This is a genomic window from Neobacillus novalis NBRC 102450, from assembly GCF_001591805.1.
In the GTDB taxonomy this organism is placed as follows: Bacteria; Bacillota; Bacilli; order Bacillales; family Cytobacillaceae; genus Neobacillus; species Neobacillus novalis.
The window spans coordinates 1-19725 of record NZ_BCVP01000001.1; the positions used below are offsets into that span (position 1 = coordinate 1).

At 40.5% G+C, this 19725-nt stretch carries 19 protein-coding genes, 1 tRNA gene and 2 pseudogenes; 5 read left to right on the forward strand and 17 right to left on the reverse strand.

Going from position 1 to position 19725, the window contains the following annotated elements:
• Positions 1 to 228 precede the first annotated feature (228 nt).
• The 3 genes from BANVL01_RS00005 to BANVL01_RS00015 form a co-directional block, all read right to left on the reverse strand.
• Positions 229 to 471 carry a hypothetical protein gene (locus BANVL01_RS00005; protein ID WP_156482163.1) on the reverse strand — a complete coding sequence of 81 codons (243 nt, stop codon included), beginning with the start codon at positions 469 to 471 and terminating at the stop codon, positions 229 to 231.
• Between the two features lie 232 nt (positions 472 to 703).
• Positions 704 to 2401: a DnaB-like helicase C-terminal domain-containing protein gene (locus BANVL01_RS00010; protein WP_169803114.1), complete on the reverse strand. Its 1698-nt coding sequence runs from the start codon at positions 2399 to 2401 to the stop codon at positions 704 to 706.
• 232 nt (positions 2402 to 2633) lie between these two features.
• Positions 2634 to 3746: a hypothetical protein gene (locus BANVL01_RS00015; protein ID WP_066085622.1), complete on the reverse strand. Its 1113-nt coding sequence runs from the start codon at positions 3744 to 3746 to the stop codon at positions 2634 to 2636.
• A 259-nt stretch (positions 3747 to 4005) separates the two neighbouring features.
• Here BANVL01_RS00015 and BANVL01_RS00020 point away from each other — a divergent pair, with 259 nt between their 5' ends.
• A complete protein-coding gene (locus tag BANVL01_RS00020; protein ID WP_066085621.1) occupies positions 4006 to 4221 on the forward strand; it encodes a hypothetical protein in 216 nt (71 codons plus the stop codon).
• A 114-nt stretch (positions 4222 to 4335) separates the two neighbouring features.
• Here BANVL01_RS00020 and BANVL01_RS28100 read toward each other — a convergent pair.
• Positions 4336 to 4958 (reverse strand): annotated as a pseudogene (locus BANVL01_RS28100) (tyrosine-type recombinase/integrase).
• Positions 4864 to 5331, reverse strand: coding sequence for a phage integrase SAM-like domain-containing protein (locus BANVL01_RS28110; protein WP_066147646.1), 468 nt, complete (start codon positions 5329 to 5331; stop codon positions 4864 to 4866). The pseudogene BANVL01_RS28100 and the gene BANVL01_RS28110 overlap by 95 nt, the downstream one beginning before the upstream one ends.
• 564 nt (positions 5332 to 5895) lie before the next feature.
• On the opposite strand from BANVL01_RS28110, the gene BANVL01_RS28495 reads away from it, so the two are divergent.
• Both BANVL01_RS28495 and BANVL01_RS28500 read left to right on the forward strand, forming a co-directional pair.
• On the forward strand, positions 5896 to 6810 hold the full coding sequence (locus BANVL01_RS28495) for a S8 family serine peptidase (RefSeq protein ID WP_169803115.1): 915 nt from the start codon (positions 5896 to 5898) through the stop codon (positions 6808 to 6810).
• Positions 6804 to 7319, forward strand: coding sequence for a S8 family serine peptidase (locus tag BANVL01_RS28500; protein ID WP_082804822.1), 516 nt, complete (start codon positions 6804 to 6806; stop codon positions 7317 to 7319). Before BANVL01_RS28495 ends, BANVL01_RS28500 begins: the two co-directional genes overlap by 7 nt.
• Positions 7320 to 7594: 275 nt before the next feature.
• On the opposite strand, the pseudogene BANVL01_RS26460 reads toward BANVL01_RS28500, so the two are convergent.
• The 7 genes and pseudogenes from BANVL01_RS26460 to BANVL01_RS27115 all read right to left on the reverse strand — a co-directional run.
• Positions 7595 to 7893: pseudogene (locus BANVL01_RS26460) on the reverse strand (transposase); the annotation flags it as partial.
• A gap of 334 nt (positions 7894 to 8227) precedes the next feature.
• Positions 8228 to 10960 (reverse strand): S8 family serine peptidase, encoded by a 2733-nt coding sequence (locus tag BANVL01_RS00050; RefSeq protein WP_156482164.1) that lies wholly within the window; start codon positions 10958 to 10960, stop codon positions 8228 to 8230.
• 190 nt (positions 10961 to 11150) lie between these two features.
• Complete coding sequence (locus tag BANVL01_RS27635) at positions 11151 to 11396, reverse strand: hypothetical protein (RefSeq protein ID WP_169803116.1); 246 nt, start codon at positions 11394 to 11396, stop codon at positions 11151 to 11153.
• A 424-nt stretch (positions 11397 to 11820) separates the two neighbouring features.
• Positions 11821 to 12042 (reverse strand): tyrosine-type recombinase/integrase, encoded by a 222-nt coding sequence (locus tag BANVL01_RS28505; RefSeq protein ID WP_082804823.1) that lies wholly within the window; start codon positions 12040 to 12042, stop codon positions 11821 to 11823.
• 43 nt (positions 12043 to 12085) lie between these two features.
• The gene (locus BANVL01_RS28510) at positions 12086 to 12355 is read right to left on the reverse strand and encodes a tyrosine-type recombinase/integrase (protein ID WP_066085612.1); all 270 of its coding nucleotides are present in this window, start codon (positions 12353 to 12355) and stop codon (positions 12086 to 12088) included.
• Positions 12356 to 12398: 43 nt separating this feature from the next.
• Positions 12399 to 12779 carry a phage integrase SAM-like domain-containing protein gene (locus BANVL01_RS00065; RefSeq protein ID WP_066085609.1) on the reverse strand — a complete coding sequence of 127 codons (381 nt, stop codon included), beginning with the start codon at positions 12777 to 12779 and terminating at the stop codon, positions 12399 to 12401.
• 149 nt (positions 12780 to 12928) lie between these two features.
• Positions 12929 to 13025, reverse strand: a tRNA-Sec gene (locus BANVL01_RS27115).
• A gap of 278 nt (positions 13026 to 13303) precedes the next feature.
• Here BANVL01_RS27115 and BANVL01_RS00070 point away from each other — a divergent pair.
• Positions 13304 to 13762, forward strand: coding sequence for a DUF2621 domain-containing protein (locus BANVL01_RS00070; RefSeq protein ID WP_235845452.1), 459 nt, complete (start codon positions 13304 to 13306; stop codon positions 13760 to 13762).
• A gap of 79 nt (positions 13763 to 13841) precedes the next feature.
• Here BANVL01_RS00070 and BANVL01_RS00075 read toward each other — a convergent pair whose 3' ends face one another.
• Positions 13842 to 14321, reverse strand: coding sequence for a CcdC family protein (locus tag BANVL01_RS00075; protein WP_066085606.1), 480 nt, complete (start codon positions 14319 to 14321; stop codon positions 13842 to 13844).
• Between the two features lie 180 nt (positions 14322 to 14501).
• On the reverse strand, positions 14502 to 15215 hold the full coding sequence (locus BANVL01_RS00080) for a cytochrome c biogenesis CcdA family protein (protein WP_066085604.1): 714 nt from the start codon (positions 15213 to 15215) through the stop codon (positions 14502 to 14504).
• A 275-nt stretch (positions 15216 to 15490) separates the two neighbouring features.
• Here BANVL01_RS00080 and BANVL01_RS00085 point away from each other — a divergent pair, with 275 nt between their 5' ends.
• Complete coding sequence (locus BANVL01_RS00085) at positions 15491 to 15667, forward strand: aspartyl-phosphate phosphatase Spo0E family protein (RefSeq protein ID WP_066085602.1); 177 nt, start codon at positions 15491 to 15493, stop codon at positions 15665 to 15667.
• Between the two features lie 68 nt (positions 15668 to 15735).
• On the opposite strand, the gene BANVL01_RS00090 is transcribed toward BANVL01_RS00085, so the two are convergent.
• The 3 genes from BANVL01_RS00090 to BANVL01_RS00100 all read right to left on the reverse strand — a co-directional run bounded on the left by BANVL01_RS00090 (position 15736) and on the right by BANVL01_RS00100 (position 19695).
• Positions 15736 to 17532 (reverse strand): ABC transporter ATP-binding protein, encoded by a 1797-nt coding sequence (locus BANVL01_RS00090; protein WP_066085600.1) that lies wholly within the window; start codon positions 17530 to 17532, stop codon positions 15736 to 15738.
• 1 nt (position 17533) lies between these two features.
• Positions 17534 to 19285 (reverse strand): ABC transporter transmembrane domain-containing protein, encoded by a 1752-nt coding sequence (locus BANVL01_RS00095; RefSeq protein WP_066085598.1) that lies wholly within the window; start codon positions 19283 to 19285, stop codon positions 17534 to 17536.
• A 185-nt stretch (positions 19286 to 19470) separates the two neighbouring features.
• Entirely contained in the window at positions 19471 to 19695 is a 225-nt protein-coding gene (locus BANVL01_RS00100) for a YneF family protein (RefSeq protein WP_066085596.1), read from the reverse strand.
• Positions 19696 to 19725 lie beyond the last annotated feature (30 nt).

Below are 19725 nucleotides of genomic sequence, written 5' to 3' on the forward strand. Positions count from 1 at the left end.
AAATAAGAAGAAAAACGGAATAACACAATTCTAAGAAAGCCTGATAAAACAGGCTTTTTCATGTTAATTTAATAATTGAATATTAAACCATTCTATATGTTTCGTGGTCAAAAGGTGTCAAAGATTATATCATGCCGCCAATATAATAAGGAGAAATACTTTTAAAAATGTGGATTTATATCGCTGTTTTTCCCTGTCAAATCAAAGGCCCATATATACTCAACATCCTTAAATATTTACTGTTTCAATAGCTATCTTATACGAGATTTTTTCGTCTGTATCTTGTGGGAGTTTCTTTGCCATAATCTCAACCACTTGTATATCGTTTTCTACAAAAGATCGATTTGGGGAAATCTCCTCTAACCCCTTTGCATTAAACATAGGGTGGATTTTTGCCATGCTATTAGCTGATTGCAGACCATCAAAAATACCGGCTATAAAATTATCAAGATCCCCATTATTTTGCTTCATTTGGTGTCGGGGTAAATTCAAATAATATTGCTAATTAAATTGAATGTAGCTTTATATCGTTTTCACATTGTCAGTCTTATAAAATGTATAAAAATTAGGTTCAAAAAAGTCATATTTAGCATGATAATAAAAACCACAGCTATAAGAAGGAATCCCATTCCGGTTTTTTAAACATACAAGTTCAATCTCTCTTGGGTCTGCATTTTTAGCCTTTTTGACTTTTTCACGTTTTTCAATTTACACTTTTTTCTTTATAGAATACCGGATCATTAATGGCTTCTAACTGCAAGCCCCAAACAACATCGGCTGTATATTCGATTCCGCCTGATTCCTTAAAGCTTTCGAAATCGATTGGGGATAAATAGTTGCCACGGTTCAAACTAGATATGACAAAAACAGTTAAGGAAAAATCACGGCTCATTCGCTTTAATTCCGTAACATTCGTATCAATGCGCTGCTTATCGCTCATTCTTTCATCAATGGCCGGCATAATCTGCAAATAATCCACGACAACAACCGGATTTTCTTTATTAGCTTTTCGATAAGCATCCACATATTCCCGAATCGTTTTAACATCCGTATTAAAATTACCTTCGATGATATTTACATTTTCAGCCGTTTTTCTGTATTTTTTTATCGCATCTTTTACGATAATTGATGAACCTCCACTTCGGATAAAAACCGATGAAACGGCATCATCTAAATTTATTTTTGCTGTAGTCCTTGCAATACTTTTGCTTACCATTTCAAGCCGACTTTGTTCCAAGCTGAAATATATAACATGGCCCCCTTGTTCGGCTATTTGGTCACATAATTGGTGTGTAAATGTCGTTTTCCCTACTGAAGAGATACCACCTATAACATAAAGTCCTGGATACAAGCCCTTCATATTTAAATCAAGATTTTCGAATCCGGTTCGCTTGTCCTTGTAACTTAAAAATTCTTGAATATCAGAATGAAAACCACTGTCTAAATAGGCGCTCACGGTATCAGCTTGCCCTGCTGTTTCTAATTGGGCGTCAATACTACTCTTTATCTCTAATACGCTGTTTTGGGCTTCATGTACGTTCTGAAGGCTGTTTACAATCCATTGATTGATATCTTTAAATTGTTCAGGTATTTCAATTGCCTTATAAGGAAATTGCCCTTTACATTCCTGCCCTGCTTTATCATTATCAAAAGCAGTTAAGAAAATCGTATCGCAGGCAGCCTGTTTAATTTTTTCTTTCAATTTGTCGGCATGTTGGGTACCGCCTAAAGCAATTGCTTTGTATCCCATTGCTTCCAATGATAAAGCATCAAAAATTCCTTCTGTAATTAAAACGGTAGATTTTTCAGAAGCCTTTAAATAATCGATATTAAATATTTGTGCTGTTCCTGTAGCATTTTTGTATTTTGGCTTTTTTTCGTCTAAAAAGCGTGCCGAATAATAAACGACTATACCTTTTTCCCATACCGGCAAAACCATGCACTTTCGATTATCTATTTGTCCGATAGATAATTTGTATTTTTCAATAAGCCCATTAGGAATCCCACGATTAATAAAGTACTGTTTGCCTTTTTCGGTTGTATTTTGATACAATGAACAAATCCATTCCGTATAGTCCATGTCATTCCCCTCCTTCACAACAGGGGGTTGTGAAGGGGGTTTTTCTTTTTCAACTTCTAATAATTTCTGATATTCATGAAACGCATCATCGTGTGATTTTTCTTCAACTTCCAATAAGTAATCAAATGCCGAACCTCCTTTACAACAACCGCTGAAACTAAAATAACTATTTGTTTCAGCAAAAATAGTGAAATGGTCATAGTGTCCGCATACCGGACATGGATTGACACGATATGTGCCCTTTCCGACTTTTTCAAGCAGGTGCTTTTTTTTAATTAACGAAATCAAATCGACTTGTTTTTTTGATTCCGAATTTTTCATATTTCCCACCGTCCTTACAGAATGAATCATAACCAAAAGAAAACCGGCGTTATTCAAGACGCCGGTTTTTCCTTATATAACATATACGATTTTTTCAAAAATGCTCTGTTCCTTGTGGCAGTATGGCGGAAGGGAATTTTTTGATACTTTTTCAGTTATCATTTGTTGCAGTACTGGTTATCATAAATTGCAGTTGTAGTTATCATTTATTGCAGTCAAATACATTAATTTATCAATAAAAAACTTCTATACCTTTAAATGATTTATTTTCTTTGTAAAAGTTGTAGCCCTTTATATATCTGTCGTTTCTAAACTTTTTCAATAACTTGTCTGCCGTATTTCTTATTTTGAATGCCTTTTCTTTCGTTGGCATTAAATGACCGATTTCATAATAAACTTTTTCAAGTAAAATTTTATTACTTTGCTTCTTCCCCTTACTTTTTTTCATGGTTTCAATCCGTCTTAAAAGGTATTCCCTAATTAAAATTGTATCTTTTGTAGACCACGTAGTTCCCTTGTCATCTTTTGTCTTTAATAATTTGATTGGTACAGTTACTACTTGTTTCGATATTTGTGCATATTCATATAATAAAGGCTTGCCTAAAAATTTATATGCTATTACTTCATGTCCACCGGCCTTAACCATGACTTTTTTAGCTGATAAAACATAGCTTTCTTCAACCCATTTTTTAATGCCAGGATCTTTTATATATAATCTCGCTTCATTAGTGTAATCCAAGTGAACAAAAGTTCTCATTGATTTATCCAAGCTGGCGATAACAACATCTAAAGCCTGGGGGCTGACATATTGAGAATCGTCTGATCCATTCATGCAGCGATATACTTGACTTGGTGTAAAATTTTTGTTACCGGCTTCATAAATACTACAAACTGCATTATGTACACATCGATCATAAGCAGTAAATCGTTTGTCTTTATCCTGAATTTGTATATTTTCATCGTTATAATTTAATATGACTTTTGTAAGTATTTGTTTTTTCCGGTTTACATTTATATTGACTTCCTCATTAAAACCTATAGAACCTTTTGGTAATTCGTTAGCCAATTTATTATTGGGCATAATGTATTTTTGCGGGATAATACTATCCAATAATTCAATTTCCCTTGGCGTCATTTTTTCACGGACGAGTTGTATTACTTCCCATAATTCCAGCTCGTCCATTTCTTCAAGGCTTAATCCCGTAATGGCTTCCCATTGACCCGTTTTATTAAGCAAATCCTGATTTTGCTGATAGAATTTCCCCAAAAATTTAAATAATGGCTGTGCACTTACTAACAGCTTTTCTTTTTCATCCCTTGTTAATCGCTCACTGAATTTGTTCATTAAAATAGCCTCCATATTTTTCTGTTATATTTAGCATGTTCAAATTTCACTCAAAACAAAAAGACATTTTGCTAAAATATGGTTTTTACTCTATATAAAAAAACCCACAGCGGCTACTGTGAGTTTTAAACTTCTTTAATTAATTTGCTTACTTTTTGCTTAATAGTTTGGCTCTGTTAAAAAAGATTGTTGATTTTCTTATTCAAGGCAGGATAGTAAAAGAAGCCATAATAATCAGAATAAATAAGGAGGACTAATTATGTCAAATAGAACTATTGCAAAAAGTTTTAAAGCGGGTGATAGAGATGATACAGGGCTTTTTGCCGATCTCGATTTCATTTGCCCACTCTGCGATTTTGAAAACAGTAAATTTATATTGATTGGTGCTAAAAACTTTGACAAAATTGATGGCGATTTTGAAACGGACCAAGAGTGTGATTACTGTATGAAAGAAATAATAGTTGAATGTCGATAGTTAGTATTAGATCACTTTTTAGTGGTCCTTTTTTTCTCCAAAATCAACATTTTACTTGAACAGAGCCAATAGTTTAAAAATAAATAATAAAATAAATGCCTTTGCTTAATTATTTCATCTAACTAAATTATTTATTGGTGAAAATTTCTTGTGTTGTCCTTGGACATCCATATTGCTCATCTGAATATATTTCCGTGTCATGCTCATATCCGTATGCCCTAACGTCTTTTGTAAACTAAATGGGTCACCCCCATTTTTTATATACCATAACGCTCCAGTATGTCGGAATGTATGGGGACTGACACGTTTTTTAACCCCTGCTTCCCTTCCCAGGTCTCTCAAGTCAATTCTTACTGTAGCATGATTTATTTCACGTCCATCATAAGTTAGGAATAAATGTTCATCCTCAAAATCCTCGGTAATTTCCATGTATTCTTTCAGCAGTTCAATTGTAGGTTCTGTTAAAGGCACAATTCGTGCTTTCCTGGTCTTTGTTTCCATTGCTTCAAGGAATATTTCACCCTTCTCAAGTTTACGTTCCCCCGCTTCATAGCACAAAGTTCTGAAATTCGAACTAGCGTATCTAAGAGCACATAAATGATTACTTTATTTCTGAATCCGGTGTATGTTAAATCATCAATTTTATCCATCATCCTCATAACTTCTTCTGGTGTGAAGGATTCTAACGGTATCCTCAGGTGTTTTAATCGGCTTGAAATCCTCGTGAATCGGCTCATAAATCCATTCTTTCTTATGGCAATATCTAATGAATGCTCTCATTGTCCGAATACGGATATTAACTGTCATTGGAGATAGTTCCTTATCGTGGATCATAAATCCTATATAACCTTGAAAATCCTCTGTAGTGACGTTTTCATTTGTCATATCCTCACCAAGAAACTCCTTCAGGTTATCATAGTGCTTGTAATACTCTTCTATAGTACGTGGAGCTAATCCCTCTGTTTTCTTAGCTATCATAAATTTATTAAACATTTCATCCAGTGATAGAACATTTGTATCAATTGCCTTAGTTTTCTTCTGCCTGCTGCCTTCTCTAATCTTCCCAAGTTTTGGCTTAACTTTCTTTTTCGTAATTACTTCTGTTTGCATAAAAATAACCTCCAATTAATTATTATTTGGAGGTTAAAGGAAACGTTCTCTACAGTCTCGGCTTCAGTCCCTCTACAGTCTTGCCAGTTGATAGGAGTTAGACTGTGAAGGAATCTAGAGAATCAAAAATCAATATAAGATTGCGAAAACCCTTGATAATCAACGTTATTGGCGGGACTGCGTGGGAATCGAACCCACCAGACCTGGCACGCAGGTCTCAAGCAGTTTTGAAGTTTGCTGGCACCTGTTTTCTAGTATCTTCATATACCCTCAAGTACTGATAATTCAAGGTTTCTTGCTTCCTAGTACCTTGTTGTGATTTATAATTTTAAAAATTTGGGCACCAAGCATGGCACCAAAAACCAAATTTAATAGAACAAGGTGAATAGGTTCAAAGATGCGACTAATTAAAAAGCATATGGAAAGCCAGGTCACATTCCTCAAATGTCTTGTTCAATACATTCATTTGGAATGTTCCCTAAGATTAGCCTGATGGAAAGAACAATAAGAAGGTCTAAATCTCTAGTACTGAAGACCTTTTTGTCTTCTTTCAAAATATTAAATATGTCTTTTGTTCAATTACAAAATTTTACAAGCGAAACTATAATTATTCTATCAACAGAATTAAAAATTAAAGGAGGATATTATGAAAAGGTTCTTATTGCTTGTTACCGTATTACTTATTGCCTTGGGCACCTCTCAGTCCCGGCAAAAGCGCAGGAAACTTCACAGAAGAATTATATCGTGGTGCTTAAATCAGCTCAAACAGACAGTGCTTCAATACATACACTAAAGGAATTGGGGGCGGAAATCATCTTCGAGGCCCCTCAAATCGGAGTCGTCGATATCAGCTCGGATGACCCTTCCATTTTGCAGAAGCTTGAAGGAAACTCCAAGGTCCTAGCTGTAGCAGAAGATGTGGACATCCGTACTTTTGATGGAGAAGCTGAGGCCTTGAACCTCCAGGAAGCTGAAAACGCAGCGAGTGTTCAGCCAGATTTATACGAACAATATCAATGGGATATTAAACGGGTGACTAGAAATGGGGAATCCTGGAACATCAATCAGGGAAATAAAAAGACACTTGTGGCCGTTATTGACACAGGATCCGATTTTAGCCATCCGGATCTAAAAGATAATCTTGTGTTCGGTAAAGCATTTTTCCCAGGTGCGGTTCCAGGCGATGAATTGAAGGATTCCAGCTCACACGGGACCCATGTTGCTGGAACGATTGCAGCAAATGGCAGAGTAATGGGGGTAGGTCCGGAACTCGCCATTGCTTCCTACCGTGTAGCAGACAACCGGGGCAGGATGAACTGGACCGGCATATTATCAGCAATCACCACGGCGGCTGACGATGGTGCAGTATCTGCGAACTTAAGCCTTGGTACGTACAGCATTATGAATGACAAACAGGATCGTGCACTCCACTTGTCCTCTCAAAGGGCCGTCCAGTATACCCTTAAAAAGGGATGCTGATTGTGGGCGCTAATGGAAATGACGGAATGGACCTTGGAAAGAGAATGAAAACAGAAAAAGGAAAAGGCAAGGTATACGATGGCCCGCTATTTGACACATTCACAAGTATCCCAGGCGTTGTAAGTGTTTCGTCAACCACGAACCGTGACACTTTGGCATACTACTCAAATTATGGGTCATCCAATGTTCATCTTGCTTCTCCAGGCGGAGACTACGGCCCTAACTGGCCAAACCCGGAGAATGATGCATCAAAGCGTGATCTCGAAGCGAGGACGCTTTCCACTATTCCGGTTGCACAAGGCTCATACGGCTGGAAAATCGGAACTAGTATGGCTGCTCCTAAGGTCGCAGCAGCTGCAGCTCTAATGAAGGCGCAATTCCCACAATTAAAAGCACAACAGATCGCCACCCGTCTTCAACAGACTGCAGAAGATTTAGGAAAACCAGGCCATGATGAATATTTTGGTCACGGGTTGGTCAATGTGTATAACGCATTGCAAAAAAAATAAAAGGGTAAGGGCGTGTGTTTCGGCACACGTCTTTTTCCTGTTTTAAGTGTCCGCCAGCTTATTAAACTGCATCTCTATATACGTTTTCCAGCAACATATAACTGATCGAGATTTTATCCGAAGACATCTCGTGATAATTTAGTTACAAATGACGCTTTTGGAAAATGCCAATTTAACCTTCCCTCACGAATCACCCTTTCTGAAGTAAAAGGGTTCCCTGTATGTGCGCAACCATTAATTCCCGGTGCTTCTCCAATGAGGAGGTCATGCTTTTAAAAGTAACCATTCTTCGTACGTGGGGCGAGTATAAGGTAAAGCAGGAATCATATCATTTTCAAGTAGGTATTGAGCAATGGCAGATGTTGCTATAACCAACGTCTGCAGCTAAGGTCTCAGGTTTTCCGTTTTTTTCATTAACCTTCTCAAGAAGTAGCTCGAAAAAGGCACTATCATGGATATTGCCTGGAGTTACAATTGTTCCTAGGACAAAACCGTCCGAATCAGAAGCTGCATGAAACGAGTAAGCAAATTGTTTTGTTCGTTCATCTTTAACATAATAACCACTTTGGGGATCAAATGAAATAGCCGTAATTCGATTAAAAAAATCAGAATTTACGACTATTTGTGATGCGTACCGGAAGGTGCACCTGTTTTTTATATTTCGGGCTTACGAATAAAGTAGGGAAACCTCTCTCGAGGCTTCCCTACCTTATTACTTGATATTCACACTGTTAATTTGTTGGTGAGTTGGCATCCTAAATTAGTGTGTTATTTCTATCGTTATTTGTATCATTCTCCCCCGTAACTGTACCCGTTACTCTAAGTGTCCAGGCTTTAATTTTTTACCTGTCTACTTTAGTGGGGAGCACTTCAATTGCAAAATGGAGGGAATTTCTTATTTTCGGACACTATTTCCACTGATTGATTAAATAATCAGTATGTGCTTGTAATACATTAAAGGCTTTTTCGGAAATAAATTTGTTTGAATAATGGTTGTCCAGCAGTACCTTGAAACCATTCAAATGTTTTTGGACTTTGTCCCTTAATCCTTTTTCTTCGTAAAGGCTTAAGGCGGCCAGATGCGTTGACAACATTCTGGCAGCGTCGTTATTTGTAATGTCCCCATCATCCTGGAAGTTTTCTACAAGCTTCTTCATATTTGCCGCATTGGGCGGCACCGCATGCATGACGGTCAGCGTCACGCTATTGTTCTGATAAGACACCCTGAACAGGTAGCCCCCTGTCTGCCACGCGCGATTTTCGGGCATCTGGGCGAATCTGCCCGTGACCGACCCGCCCTTCATGATGGTCAGTACGGTACCCGGGGTCAAAGCTCCTTGCACATCCAGGATCAGTTCTCCATCCTCTAGCACCAGGTCCCCCTCAGCCTCTACGCTCGTATAGTCCCTATCGCTCTTGACGGTCACGGCGAGGCGACCCTTGCGGCCGATGCGCACATCCCCGCCGACGTTCAGGACTTTGCCGGGGGCGTCGGTGAAGAGCGCCGCGGCTTCCTTCGGAGCGAGACCGGGCTCCAACACGCCGCTGTCGACGTCGATGCTGCCGGCCACGCTGCCGCTGCCGCCGAGAGTGCCGCCCTGGACGTCGATCGAGCTAGTGTGCCCGCCGGTAATCGAAAGCTTACCGCCTTCAACCGTCGTGACGCCCTCGTAGGTGTTGTGGCCCGACATGATCAGCGTACCAGGGCCCTGCTTGGTCAGAGAAGCCGTGTAGATGTTGTTGTCGATTTTGTTCTGAATGGAGGCCGCGCGCGCATCCATCCATTCTTTGCGCCACTTGACGGCGTCCTCATAGGTGATCTTGTCGTACAACTCGGGATGGCCGTTAGTGATTGCTTGGATGTAAGGATCACCCAAAATGCCCTGAACCATGAAGGCCTGTTCGTTAAGCGTGCCATCCGGGTTCAGCACGTTGGGACTGAATTCACCGGCGTAGGCAATGCCTTGCTCCTTGTAGCCCGAAAGCCATTCCAGATCTTCGCGTTCCCTTTCCTTGATCGCGATCTGGCTGATGTCGTTCGACCAGATGTCCATGGGCGCTTTATTCATGTTGTAGGTCATGGGGCTCAGGAACTGGCCGGGGCCGTACATGCCCTTGGCAAGATCGGGAATCCCCCAGCCCCAGCGGTCGTCCGGAAGACCATCGGGAGCGGTCCAGGCGATGGATGCTCCGGTAGGGGAGGTTTGCCCGGTGCCGAGGAATCTTACGCCGTCGGACATTTTGTTGTTCGCCGTGGTGAACATCAGCTCGCGCACCTGCATGGCGTCCATGTCCGGATAGCGGGAGAGCAGAACCCCCATCACTGCTGTCGCAACGGGCGTTGCCGGCGACGTGCCGCTAGAGTTTGAATAGCTAGTATCACCACTGCTGCTCGTGGTCCGAACGCTGTTTGAAGGGGTAGACACGGTAAACCATTTGGCGAGCCCCGCCTCGTTAAATCCGTACTGCTTTGTGTATTCAGGATTGGTCGCAGTGGGCGGTTGCACCCCGCCGACTGCTACCCACTGATTTTCCGCCAAGGGATTGAAGAGGGGATACGCTGGGCGAAAAAACGGGTTGTTCCAGTCGTTGTTGCCGGCCGACCTTACGTTGACGGTACCGCTGTCCTTGATGGCGTCCCAGGTGGCCTCCATAAAGGAACGTCCGGGGTGGTTCGGATTATATTGAATACCGTCTTCAGAATAGCTTTTCTTGAATAAGAAATACTGGTACTCCAGATCCTTCAGGTACTCGTTGGGGAGGATAGTCCTCATTGCCGTGGCATTGGCGCTGTCTTTGCCAATCACTTGATAAGCGTTGGCCAGGTTGCCGTTGACTCCAAGATCGTTTCCTAAACCGTCATAGCGAGTTCTGTCAAGAGTCTGGACATAAGAGCCCCAACTGCTGTTGATGACCTTGGCGCCTGCGTCGACCATGGCCTTATTGGCTGTATACCAGTACACGTAATCGTGGAAGGGACCGTGGGACTGGCTATCGGAACCGCCGGTCTTGGCAGCATATATCTTCGATCCAAAGGCGATGCCGTGCATGCCTTTACCATCGCGGATGCCGGAGATAATCCCAAGCATACCGGTCCCGTGCGAGTAGTCACTTGTTTTCGCCAGATCACTGGCCACAGTGAACCACTCGCCCGCAGTAAACGGGTTCGCAGGAGTTGCGCTGCGATACCCGAAGCCAGACGTGCCGTAGACACCCTCCGCTCTCACCGAATCGATCAGCCCCGTCTGAAATTCTTCGTGTGTAGCCCTGTGGCCCGAGTCCATCATGCCCAGCGTGACGCCCTGACCAAAATACCCCAGGGCGTAAGCAGTGGACGCGTTTACCGCGGCGAGCTGCCATGAGGAATTGATCGCTGTGCCAGGAGTAGAAGGATCATAGCCGAAATAATAACCATATTCCGGCGTTTCCCAACTGGCTTTAGCGGCTACCATTTCCCCTGGATTCTTGGCGACAAAGCCGGGGTCTCCCGGGTACGTCCACGAAAGTGCGCTGGCCGGAGAACCGGAAACGGCCAGTAAGGACAAGCAAACAATAGGCGATAGGAAAAATTTCACCCCCTTGCTTTGTTGCCACTTTGTCACAATGCCATTTTGCCGACTTGGTTGATGCTTTGTTTCCATTTTTAAACCCCCCCAATTTAGATTTTGAAATTGTCGCGCCGCTATAGCGCTAAAGCGTGCCTCCACCAACGTCAAAGATGGGAGCACCTGTCCGGCGAAGTAAAACGCCTCATTTTCGTGGAACGGTTTTTAACCTCGTCCGCTCCAACCACACGTCTCCAAAACCACCTTCCTTCATGGCTGAAAAAAGTTATTCAACCTTTTTATAAGTGCATTCCCGCAATACGTGAAGCTCAAGTACATGTTCTTTTATAGTAATTACCTCCCATTTGCCTCTTTTAAGAGAAGCGTTTTGATAACCTTGCAAAAAGTCCGAAGAACGAGATTTTTCACTGCGTGACCTTCGGCTTCCATAAAGACAACCTCCGCGCGGAACTTCAATATCCCCTTGAGATTTTGAGATTGCCGTGGCGCTCTGGGCCTTACACTTGCTCATTAAATAAACTATATATATCTTCTCTGCCACTAAGAAAAGCGTATATGTAAATATTTGTATCAAACACTACCTTCATTTTTTGCTTTTATCGTTTCGTACTTGTTGCAACAACTCATCGCATTTTCCCTTGGTTAATCTTGGTATATTATCCTCCTCCTTCCTTGGATAATATTGATATATTATCCTCTCCCTTTATTTGGCAAAAAAAAATTTACCTGCCAAACTTTTCGGTGATTTCCACCAAAATCAATTATATTACTGAATATTTGAAATTTTTGTATTATCCTGTCAAGCACCCAAAAATAAGAAAATAGTAATTGATAGAAATAATGATTTATAATAAAAAAGTCCTATTTTCCGGTCACAGAAAAGCAGGACTTTTTACGAGTTGTGCCATGAGACAAATTGATTAAGAGATTTATTGTTAGTGAACGTATTTTCGTACCATATTCATTGTCGAGTGATCTAGGAAACGTTGCAACGTAAATGCATCCCCTCCGATTAATATATAAAATTTTGCAAAAGTATGGCGAAATGTATGGGGAGAAACTCGAACATTTGTAATATTTGCTTTTACTCCATATTCTTTTATTCTAGCTCTCACCCAACTGGGGTCTATTTCACCACCATAGTTTGATAAAAAGATAAAATCACTTTTTTAGATATGCTGTTTTCTTTTAATAATGTATTTAAAGCCTTCGCGGTTTTTTGGGATAAAGGTAGAATTCTTGCGTGTGGGTTTTTGCTAATGGTGCTGGAACATTAATAATTTTTTGTTCATAATCAAAGTCTTTTTTTCTCAATCCTAAAGCTTCATTACATCTAATGCCGGTATCTAAAAATAACAACATTAACGCATAATCTCTAAAACCAGCGTAAGTCCGTTGATTGGTCTGATTCAACAAATCAATAATTTGTTGTTTGGAGAATGCTTGAATAGTATCCTCTTCTGTTTTCATTAACTTGACTCTTTCAGTTGGATTTCTTTTTATATATCCTTCCTCATAGAGAAATTTTAAAAAAACATTTCAAAGTTCTTAATCTAATATTTATAGTAAAGGGCGATAACCCTTTTTTATCTGTTTTGAATTGACAGGATTCTTTACTCATATAATACACATAATCTCGAATGATTTCTGTCGTTACTTCATCTGCATATTTAATATCCGGATACTTTTTCTCTAAAAAGGAAAAAAAATATTTAAAAGTTACTCGGTGTTCTTTTAATGTCCGTGGCCGCAAGCCCTCTAGTCCATTAGCACGGAAAAAAGTTTCAAACATACCCCCAAGTGTCTTTCCGTGATCCATTTGAGTCTTTTCCTCTTCGATAAATAGTCGGTTACCAACAGTGCTTTTTCCTTTTCTTTTACTTTGTTTTGCCATAAAAAAGCCTCCTTTGCTTCATTGGGTTCCCAACATAGCAAAAGAGGCTCCACAGTCTGTTTGATATTACCCTACACAGTCTTAGTGTAAAACAATTCTTCTAACTAAATTTATCCAAACATTTAAATACGTTGATATATCAATCTTTTTGGCGGGACTGCGTGGGAATCGAACCCACCAGACCTGGCACGCAGGTCTCAAGCAGTTTTGAAGACTGTGGAGGACACCAGTACCCCATTCAGCCCCATAGATGTTATTTTTCAAGGTGTTTGGACTATTGTTACAAAGCCTTTTCACGAATGGCCTAACCAGTCTCGCTTCCCTAACATTTGTACCCATAATACAATGGAATATAGTATTAATCAATAGAATTGGCTGTTTTGTCACTTTTTCGACAACCTTTGCACGCTTTTATGTTAGTCTATTCCAGCCAATATCAATGGATATGATTCTAGCTATTCGATGCCCTTGTTTCAAATTGTGACGTTTGCTTGTCATTTTCCCTGAAATCAGACTATAATAAGATGAAAAATAGTATTTTGAAGGTGATTAATATGCAGCTCCATGGTTGGTTTTTGTGGTTTATCTTATTTTGGGTTGTTTTTTTAGTTGGTTCCTTCGCCATTGGCGGATTTTTTATGTTCCGAAAGTTTTTGAAGAAAATGCCGAAACAAGATGGCAAGTCGGTGATGGATTGGGAAGAGCATTATGTGAAGGAATCGCATCACTTATGGGGTCCCGCCGAGAAGGCTTTGCTTGAGGATTTGGTCAGCCCTGTTCCTGAATTGTTCCGCGATGTTGCCCGGCATAAAATTGCGGGGAAAATCGGCGAGATTGCCCTAAGAGAAAATGCTCCGCAAATTACCGAAGAGCTTGTGATTCGTGGCTATATCCAAGCAACGCCTAAAAGGGATCATAAATTTCTGCGCAAAAAGCTTTTTGAAAATCGAATTGATGTGGCGCCATACGAGCATTTATTCTAAACCGTCCCAAATCTGGACGGTTTTTTATTTTTCATAAAAATAAAAAACACTGACTCAGAAAGAATCAGTGTCCGTTAGTTTATATCATTTTTATCCCATGCAGCTCTTTATATAGCTTCTTATATGACCGGTACATCGCCACACGCCACGGAACAATCATACTGAATGCAAGCAGGAAGAACATGCCGCTTAGCTGTCCAAATTCAATCTCATTGCTTAAGATGGTTTTTGCGACAAGGCGGACAACTAGCAAACCTACTAAAATAAAAATAAATGCTTTTGAGCGCTTCAAATAAATTTCTTTGTCACGAATCTCAAATTTAGAGGTTTTAACCAGCAAAATCGAAAAAAGCATACCAACGGCTACTGCCTCTAAAATTTCCATCGAAGTTAATCTAAATTCCGGTACGAAATACATAAGTGCACCGCTGGACATAAAAACAGGCGGCAAGATAATTTTTTTTACACTTGCGGGTTTATTCGCAGCTTTCATGCGGACAAACATGGCAAAAGTGCCCATCAAAACTGCTCCGATTGAAGAAACTATAACGTAGTTCATTGATCCATTCTTCCCTTAGCTAATTATTTACTAACTCATTATAGCTCAAATCATCGAGGTTGTTAAAAATTTTCCATTGTATTTCTGTTCCCAATATTGAATGAGCGTAGGTAACCTAAACAAAAAAATGAAAAAACCATTTTAAGGGCATCCTAAAGGGCTATTGTTTTATCGCTTTATTTACAGCGGTGAATTAAAATCACCAAACATGGCAGAGAAGATCGAAATAATTTTTGTCATCCAGTCAAAAAACAGGACAATCCCCATGACAATCATAAGATAGCCGCCAACTTTCATAATAACTCCGCTGTATGTCCGGATCCATTTCATTCGCCCGATAAAGAACGATAAGATTAAAAAGGGAATGGCGAATCCTAATGAATAGGCCGTCATGTATAAAACACCTGAGCCCGGATTTGATGCAGCAAGCGAGATAACAATTGTTAGTATTGGACCTGTACAAGGCGTCCAGCCAGCCGCAAAGGCCATTCCAATTAGGACTGAGCCAAGATAACCTGAAGGCCGGTTTTTAAATTCAAACCGTCTTTCTTTCATCATAAATTGCGGGTTAAATATTCCCACAATGATAAGTCCAAAGAAAACGATGAAAATTCCGCCAAGCTGACGAATTAAATCTTTATATTCTACGAAAAAACGGCCGATAAAAAAGGAAGTTCCGAAGCCAATCACAATAAAGATAACTGAAAAACCTAAGAGAAAAAACAGTGTATGGAACAGACTGCGTTTTTGTAGCATGGCATTTTCGCTTTTTAGTTCGCCGACAGACATTCCGGTGATGTACGATAGAAATGCTGGATAAAGCGGTAGGCAGCATGGCGAGATAAAGCTCATAAATCCTGCCCCTAATGCTAGAAATATATTTACATCAGACATATTAACACTCCCACTATAGTCGATACCTCTTCATTCTAACAAAACTTTTCAGCAAAAGATAATGATTAACATGAACATTTTGTGTCTCCAGGTCGACCATTTCATAATACTTTCACAATTTCAAAGAGACCACAAGATTGATTGGATATTTCCCTACAAATGTCTTTGAAGTAATTTACAATATAGGTTATACTAGTAAAACAGCACCATTTTGGTAGTCTTTTATTCTCTTTTATACCAAAAATCGGGAGTTACTCCGGGAAGGGGCATCGGCCGTGATCAAACAGGATTTAGTTGCATTAATCGAGAAAAAACGAGCTGAATTAATTCAAGTCGCTATCACCAACGGCTTGACTTCCTCCGTTGCAATTCGTAACAGCCAGGAACTTGATCATCTTTTAAATGAATATAATCGAAAATATATTAAAAAAGTTCCATCCTCTGCCTGCTAAAGGTCAAACTACTTGAAACAAAATAGGTTCATAGAATGGGAAAAGCCTGGCATAATGCCAGGCTTTTCTTATCCATTCACAACATCTTCTAATCTTTCCACCGCGCCATTTTGCAGGAGGAACATTTTATGATAGAGTCCTCCAAATGCTAGCAGTTCTTGATGCGTTCCGCGTTCGACGATTTCCCCTTGATGCAAGACGAGGATTAAATCGGCATCTTGGATGGTTGATAAACGGTGCGCGATCGCGATTGTTGTCCGTCCTTTGCGCATTTTGGCCAGTGCCGTTTGGATGGCTTCTTCTGTTTCCGTATCAATATTGGCCGTCGCCTCATCGAGCACCAATATTTTTGGATTGGCCGCAATCGTCCTGGCAAAGGCAATTAATTGCCGCTGTCCGCTTGAGAAAGTCGCTCCCCGCTCGACAACCTTATGGTCAAAGCTGTCCTCTAGCCTGTCGATAAATGTGTGCGCTTGAACGAATCTTGCCGCTTCCTTCACCTCTTCATCCGTCAATCTTTCATTATGAAGGCGAATATTATCCTTTACTGTTCCGTAGAACAAGAATGGATCCTGGAGCACTAGGCCCATCTTCTCTCTTAGCTCAGGTTTGGTAAAGTGACGAATCGATTCGCCGTCAATTAAAATTTCCCCACGTTCATATTCGTAAAAACGCATCATCAAATTAATGATCGAGCTCTTTCCGCTGCCTGTGTGGCCGACCAATGCGACCGTTTCACCGGGGGTAGCTGTAAAGGAGATATTTTTTAGAACATCCCGTTTACCATCGTAGGAAAAACTTAAATTCTTAAACTCAATTCTTCCTTGTTGAATTGCAATCGTCTCCTCGTCCTTTTGAACAGGAGCCAATTCCTCTTCATCCAACAATCTAAACACGCGGGAACCGGCAACGATTGCCTGTTGGTATAAGGAAAGCCTCATCATCATCTGGTTTACCGGCTCAAAGAAACGGTCTAAATAATTGATAAACGCATAGATGACCCCAATTTCCACACTGTGTTGGAAGGAAGTAATCCCGAAATAGCTTAAGACAATGATTAGGGCAAAAATATAAATCAAATCAATCGCTGGTCTTAACAAAAGACCATCAATTTTAATATTTTTCATACCTGCTTTGTAATGCTGCTCGTTGATATCGCCAAATTCTTGACGAAGGCGTTTTTCTTGGCGAAAAACTTGAATAATCGACATTCCTGAAAGCGACTCGGCCAGCTTCGCGTTCAATTGGCTCAATCTCTCGCGCATATCAAGGTAAAACCGCGAGCTTAATTTTCGATATAAGTTCATCACAAACAATAAGATTGGAATAATAATGACGCAAAACAAGGCAAGCTTTACATTCAAAATAAACATAGCAATAAAAATACCTGTCAGCAGAAAGCCACTTTGGATGAAGGTGGCAATGACGGTGACAAACATATCTTTAATCGCTTCCGTATCATTTGTCACCCTGGACACAATACTTCCCGCAGGGGTTTTATCAAAGTACTTCAAACCAAGCGACTGGACTTTTGAAAATACATCGATTCTGAGCTGTTGGATAATGTATAGGGCAATCTCCTGAAACTTCACAAATTGGAAAAACATCAAGACAGCTTTTACAATTTGAATACCCATGTAAATGGAGCCCAGAATCAATAATGGCTGGAATTCAAGCTTCCCTGGTGTCAAATAGTCATCGATAAAGATTTTGACTAAATACGGCAGGAAGATATCTCCTATAGTTGTTAAGAGCAGCAGAACGAAGGCGATGCTGATCATTTTCTTATGTGGTTTTGTATAAGAAAGTAGACGGAACAATATCTTTCTTTGTTCACGTTCTGACAGCTGCATTTTCTCTTCCATCTTAATGCCCCCCATGCTCAACAAGTTCTTCTAGCTGCTGGTGTACATACATTTCCTTATACCATTCGTCCAATTCCATCAGGTCCTCATGTGTGCCTCGTTCGATTACCTGCCCATTCTCGAGGACAATAATAAGATTTGCATGTTGGATTGCACTTAAACGGTGCGAGGTAATGATGGTAGTTTTCCCCTTGCGATTTTGCCTTAAGGAGGAAAGGATGGCTTCCTCCGTTTTCGCGTCTACTGCTGATAAGGAATCGTCGAGTACGAGGACTTCCGGATTCATAAGCAGCGCGCGGGCAATCGAAATTCTTTGCTTTTGCCCGCCCGACAACGACACGCCTCGTTCACCGACAATGGTTTGATACCCATCAGTAAATTGAAGGATATCGTCATGGATATTGGCTAATTTTGCTGCATGTTCGATTTCCTCGCTTGTTGCTGTTGGGTCAGTAAAGGCAATGTTCTCCGCAACAGTAGCGGAAAATAAGAAATGGTCTTGCGGGACATAGCCAATCGCTTCCCGTAATTTTTCGAGCTTATAGTCCTGCAGTTTTTGTCCGCCAAAAAGGATTTCCCCTTGATAGCCTTCAAATTCGCGAATAAGAAGTTTTAACAGTGTCGTTTTGCCTGAACCCGTTTTACCGACAATTCCGAGTGTTTCCCCGGCATTTAGCGAAAGGAAAATATCATTTAAGAGTGGCTGTGAATCTCCTGGGTAGGTAAATTCAGCGATTTGATACTGAATATCGCCATACGGCAAGGTATCAAGCGCCTTGTCATGATCCGTGATTTCGACCTTTTCCCTAAGAAGAGTAGCAACTCGGTCGTAGGAAGCGCGGCCGCGTTCCACGATGTTAAACAGCCAGCCAAACGCCAGCATTGGCCAAATTAATAACCCTAGATAGGTGGTAAACGAGATTAATTCACCAATCGATAATTCATCATTAAGGACATACTTGGCCCCAAATGCGATCGATAAGAAAAAGGAAATCCCGGTGATGATGGAAATGGTAGGGTCATAGAGTGAGTCGATTTTCGCGACGACAATATTTTTCTGAACCACATCTTCTGATTGTTTCCGAAAATCTTCAATATCTTCCTGTTCCTGTCCAAACGTTTTGATGACCTTTATCCCGGAAATACTTTCCTGTGTCTTATCATTTAGTGACGAGAACGCTTCCTGGGCCTTATAAAAACTTTTATGCAGCATCGTTCCAAACCAGCTAGTCAGCATCGCCATAAATGGCATCGGAATTAAACAAATTAACGTTAATTTCCAGCTGATTGTAAAGGCCATTGCAATGATTACAAACCCGCCCGTTGAAAGGGAGTCTACGAGTGTTAAGACCCCTGCCCCTGCTGTTTGCTGGATGGCGGACAAGTCGTTGGTTGCATGTGCCATCAGATCTCCAACACGGCTTTTCTGATAAAAAGCTGGTGACATATTCGTAAAATGTTGATATAAGCGATTCCTTAAAATTTTACTCAGTTTAACCGATGAACCAAAAATCATGATTCTCCAATAATACCTTAGGACATACATCGCAATCCCGACACCAACAAGGACGATAACCCATTCCACCAACATCGCTTTTGTAATCGTGCCTTCATTTATATGGTCAGCAATAATCCCGATTACCTTCGGCGGTACTAACTGGAGCAGTGCCACGATCAGCAAAAGGAAAACCCCTGATATGTACGCTTTTTTCTCCTGCTTAAAAAACCAACCTAATTCTAAAAAAACTTTCATTAAACCTCCCCCAAAACACTTCTAAAATCCAACCGTTAACTTTGTTTCTTTGAAATACTGCATCCATCCCAATCCAACCAGTTGCGGTTTTATTTTATCAAATATTTCTAAAATAATAAAGATTTCGAAACCAGAGTTTTAAAGCATGAAAAAAGCACCCATTCATATGGAGTGCTTGTCCGGTTCTATTTAGATTGTTGCTTGTTCATAGCTTGCATCATTTGGTTGATTTTCTTCTGAGATGGTTTTTGTCCCATTTGCATCATCATCATTTTTAACATTTGTTCATTAATTGGCGGATTTTTCTTCAAATAGCTCATCATATATTTGCGAGCAATGAAAAATCCTAGCGCTACACCAGCAGCTAATGCCAGTATACCAACTAGAATCGCAATTCCTGTTGTACCCATTCAACTTCCTCCTTCATGTTGTCTACCATA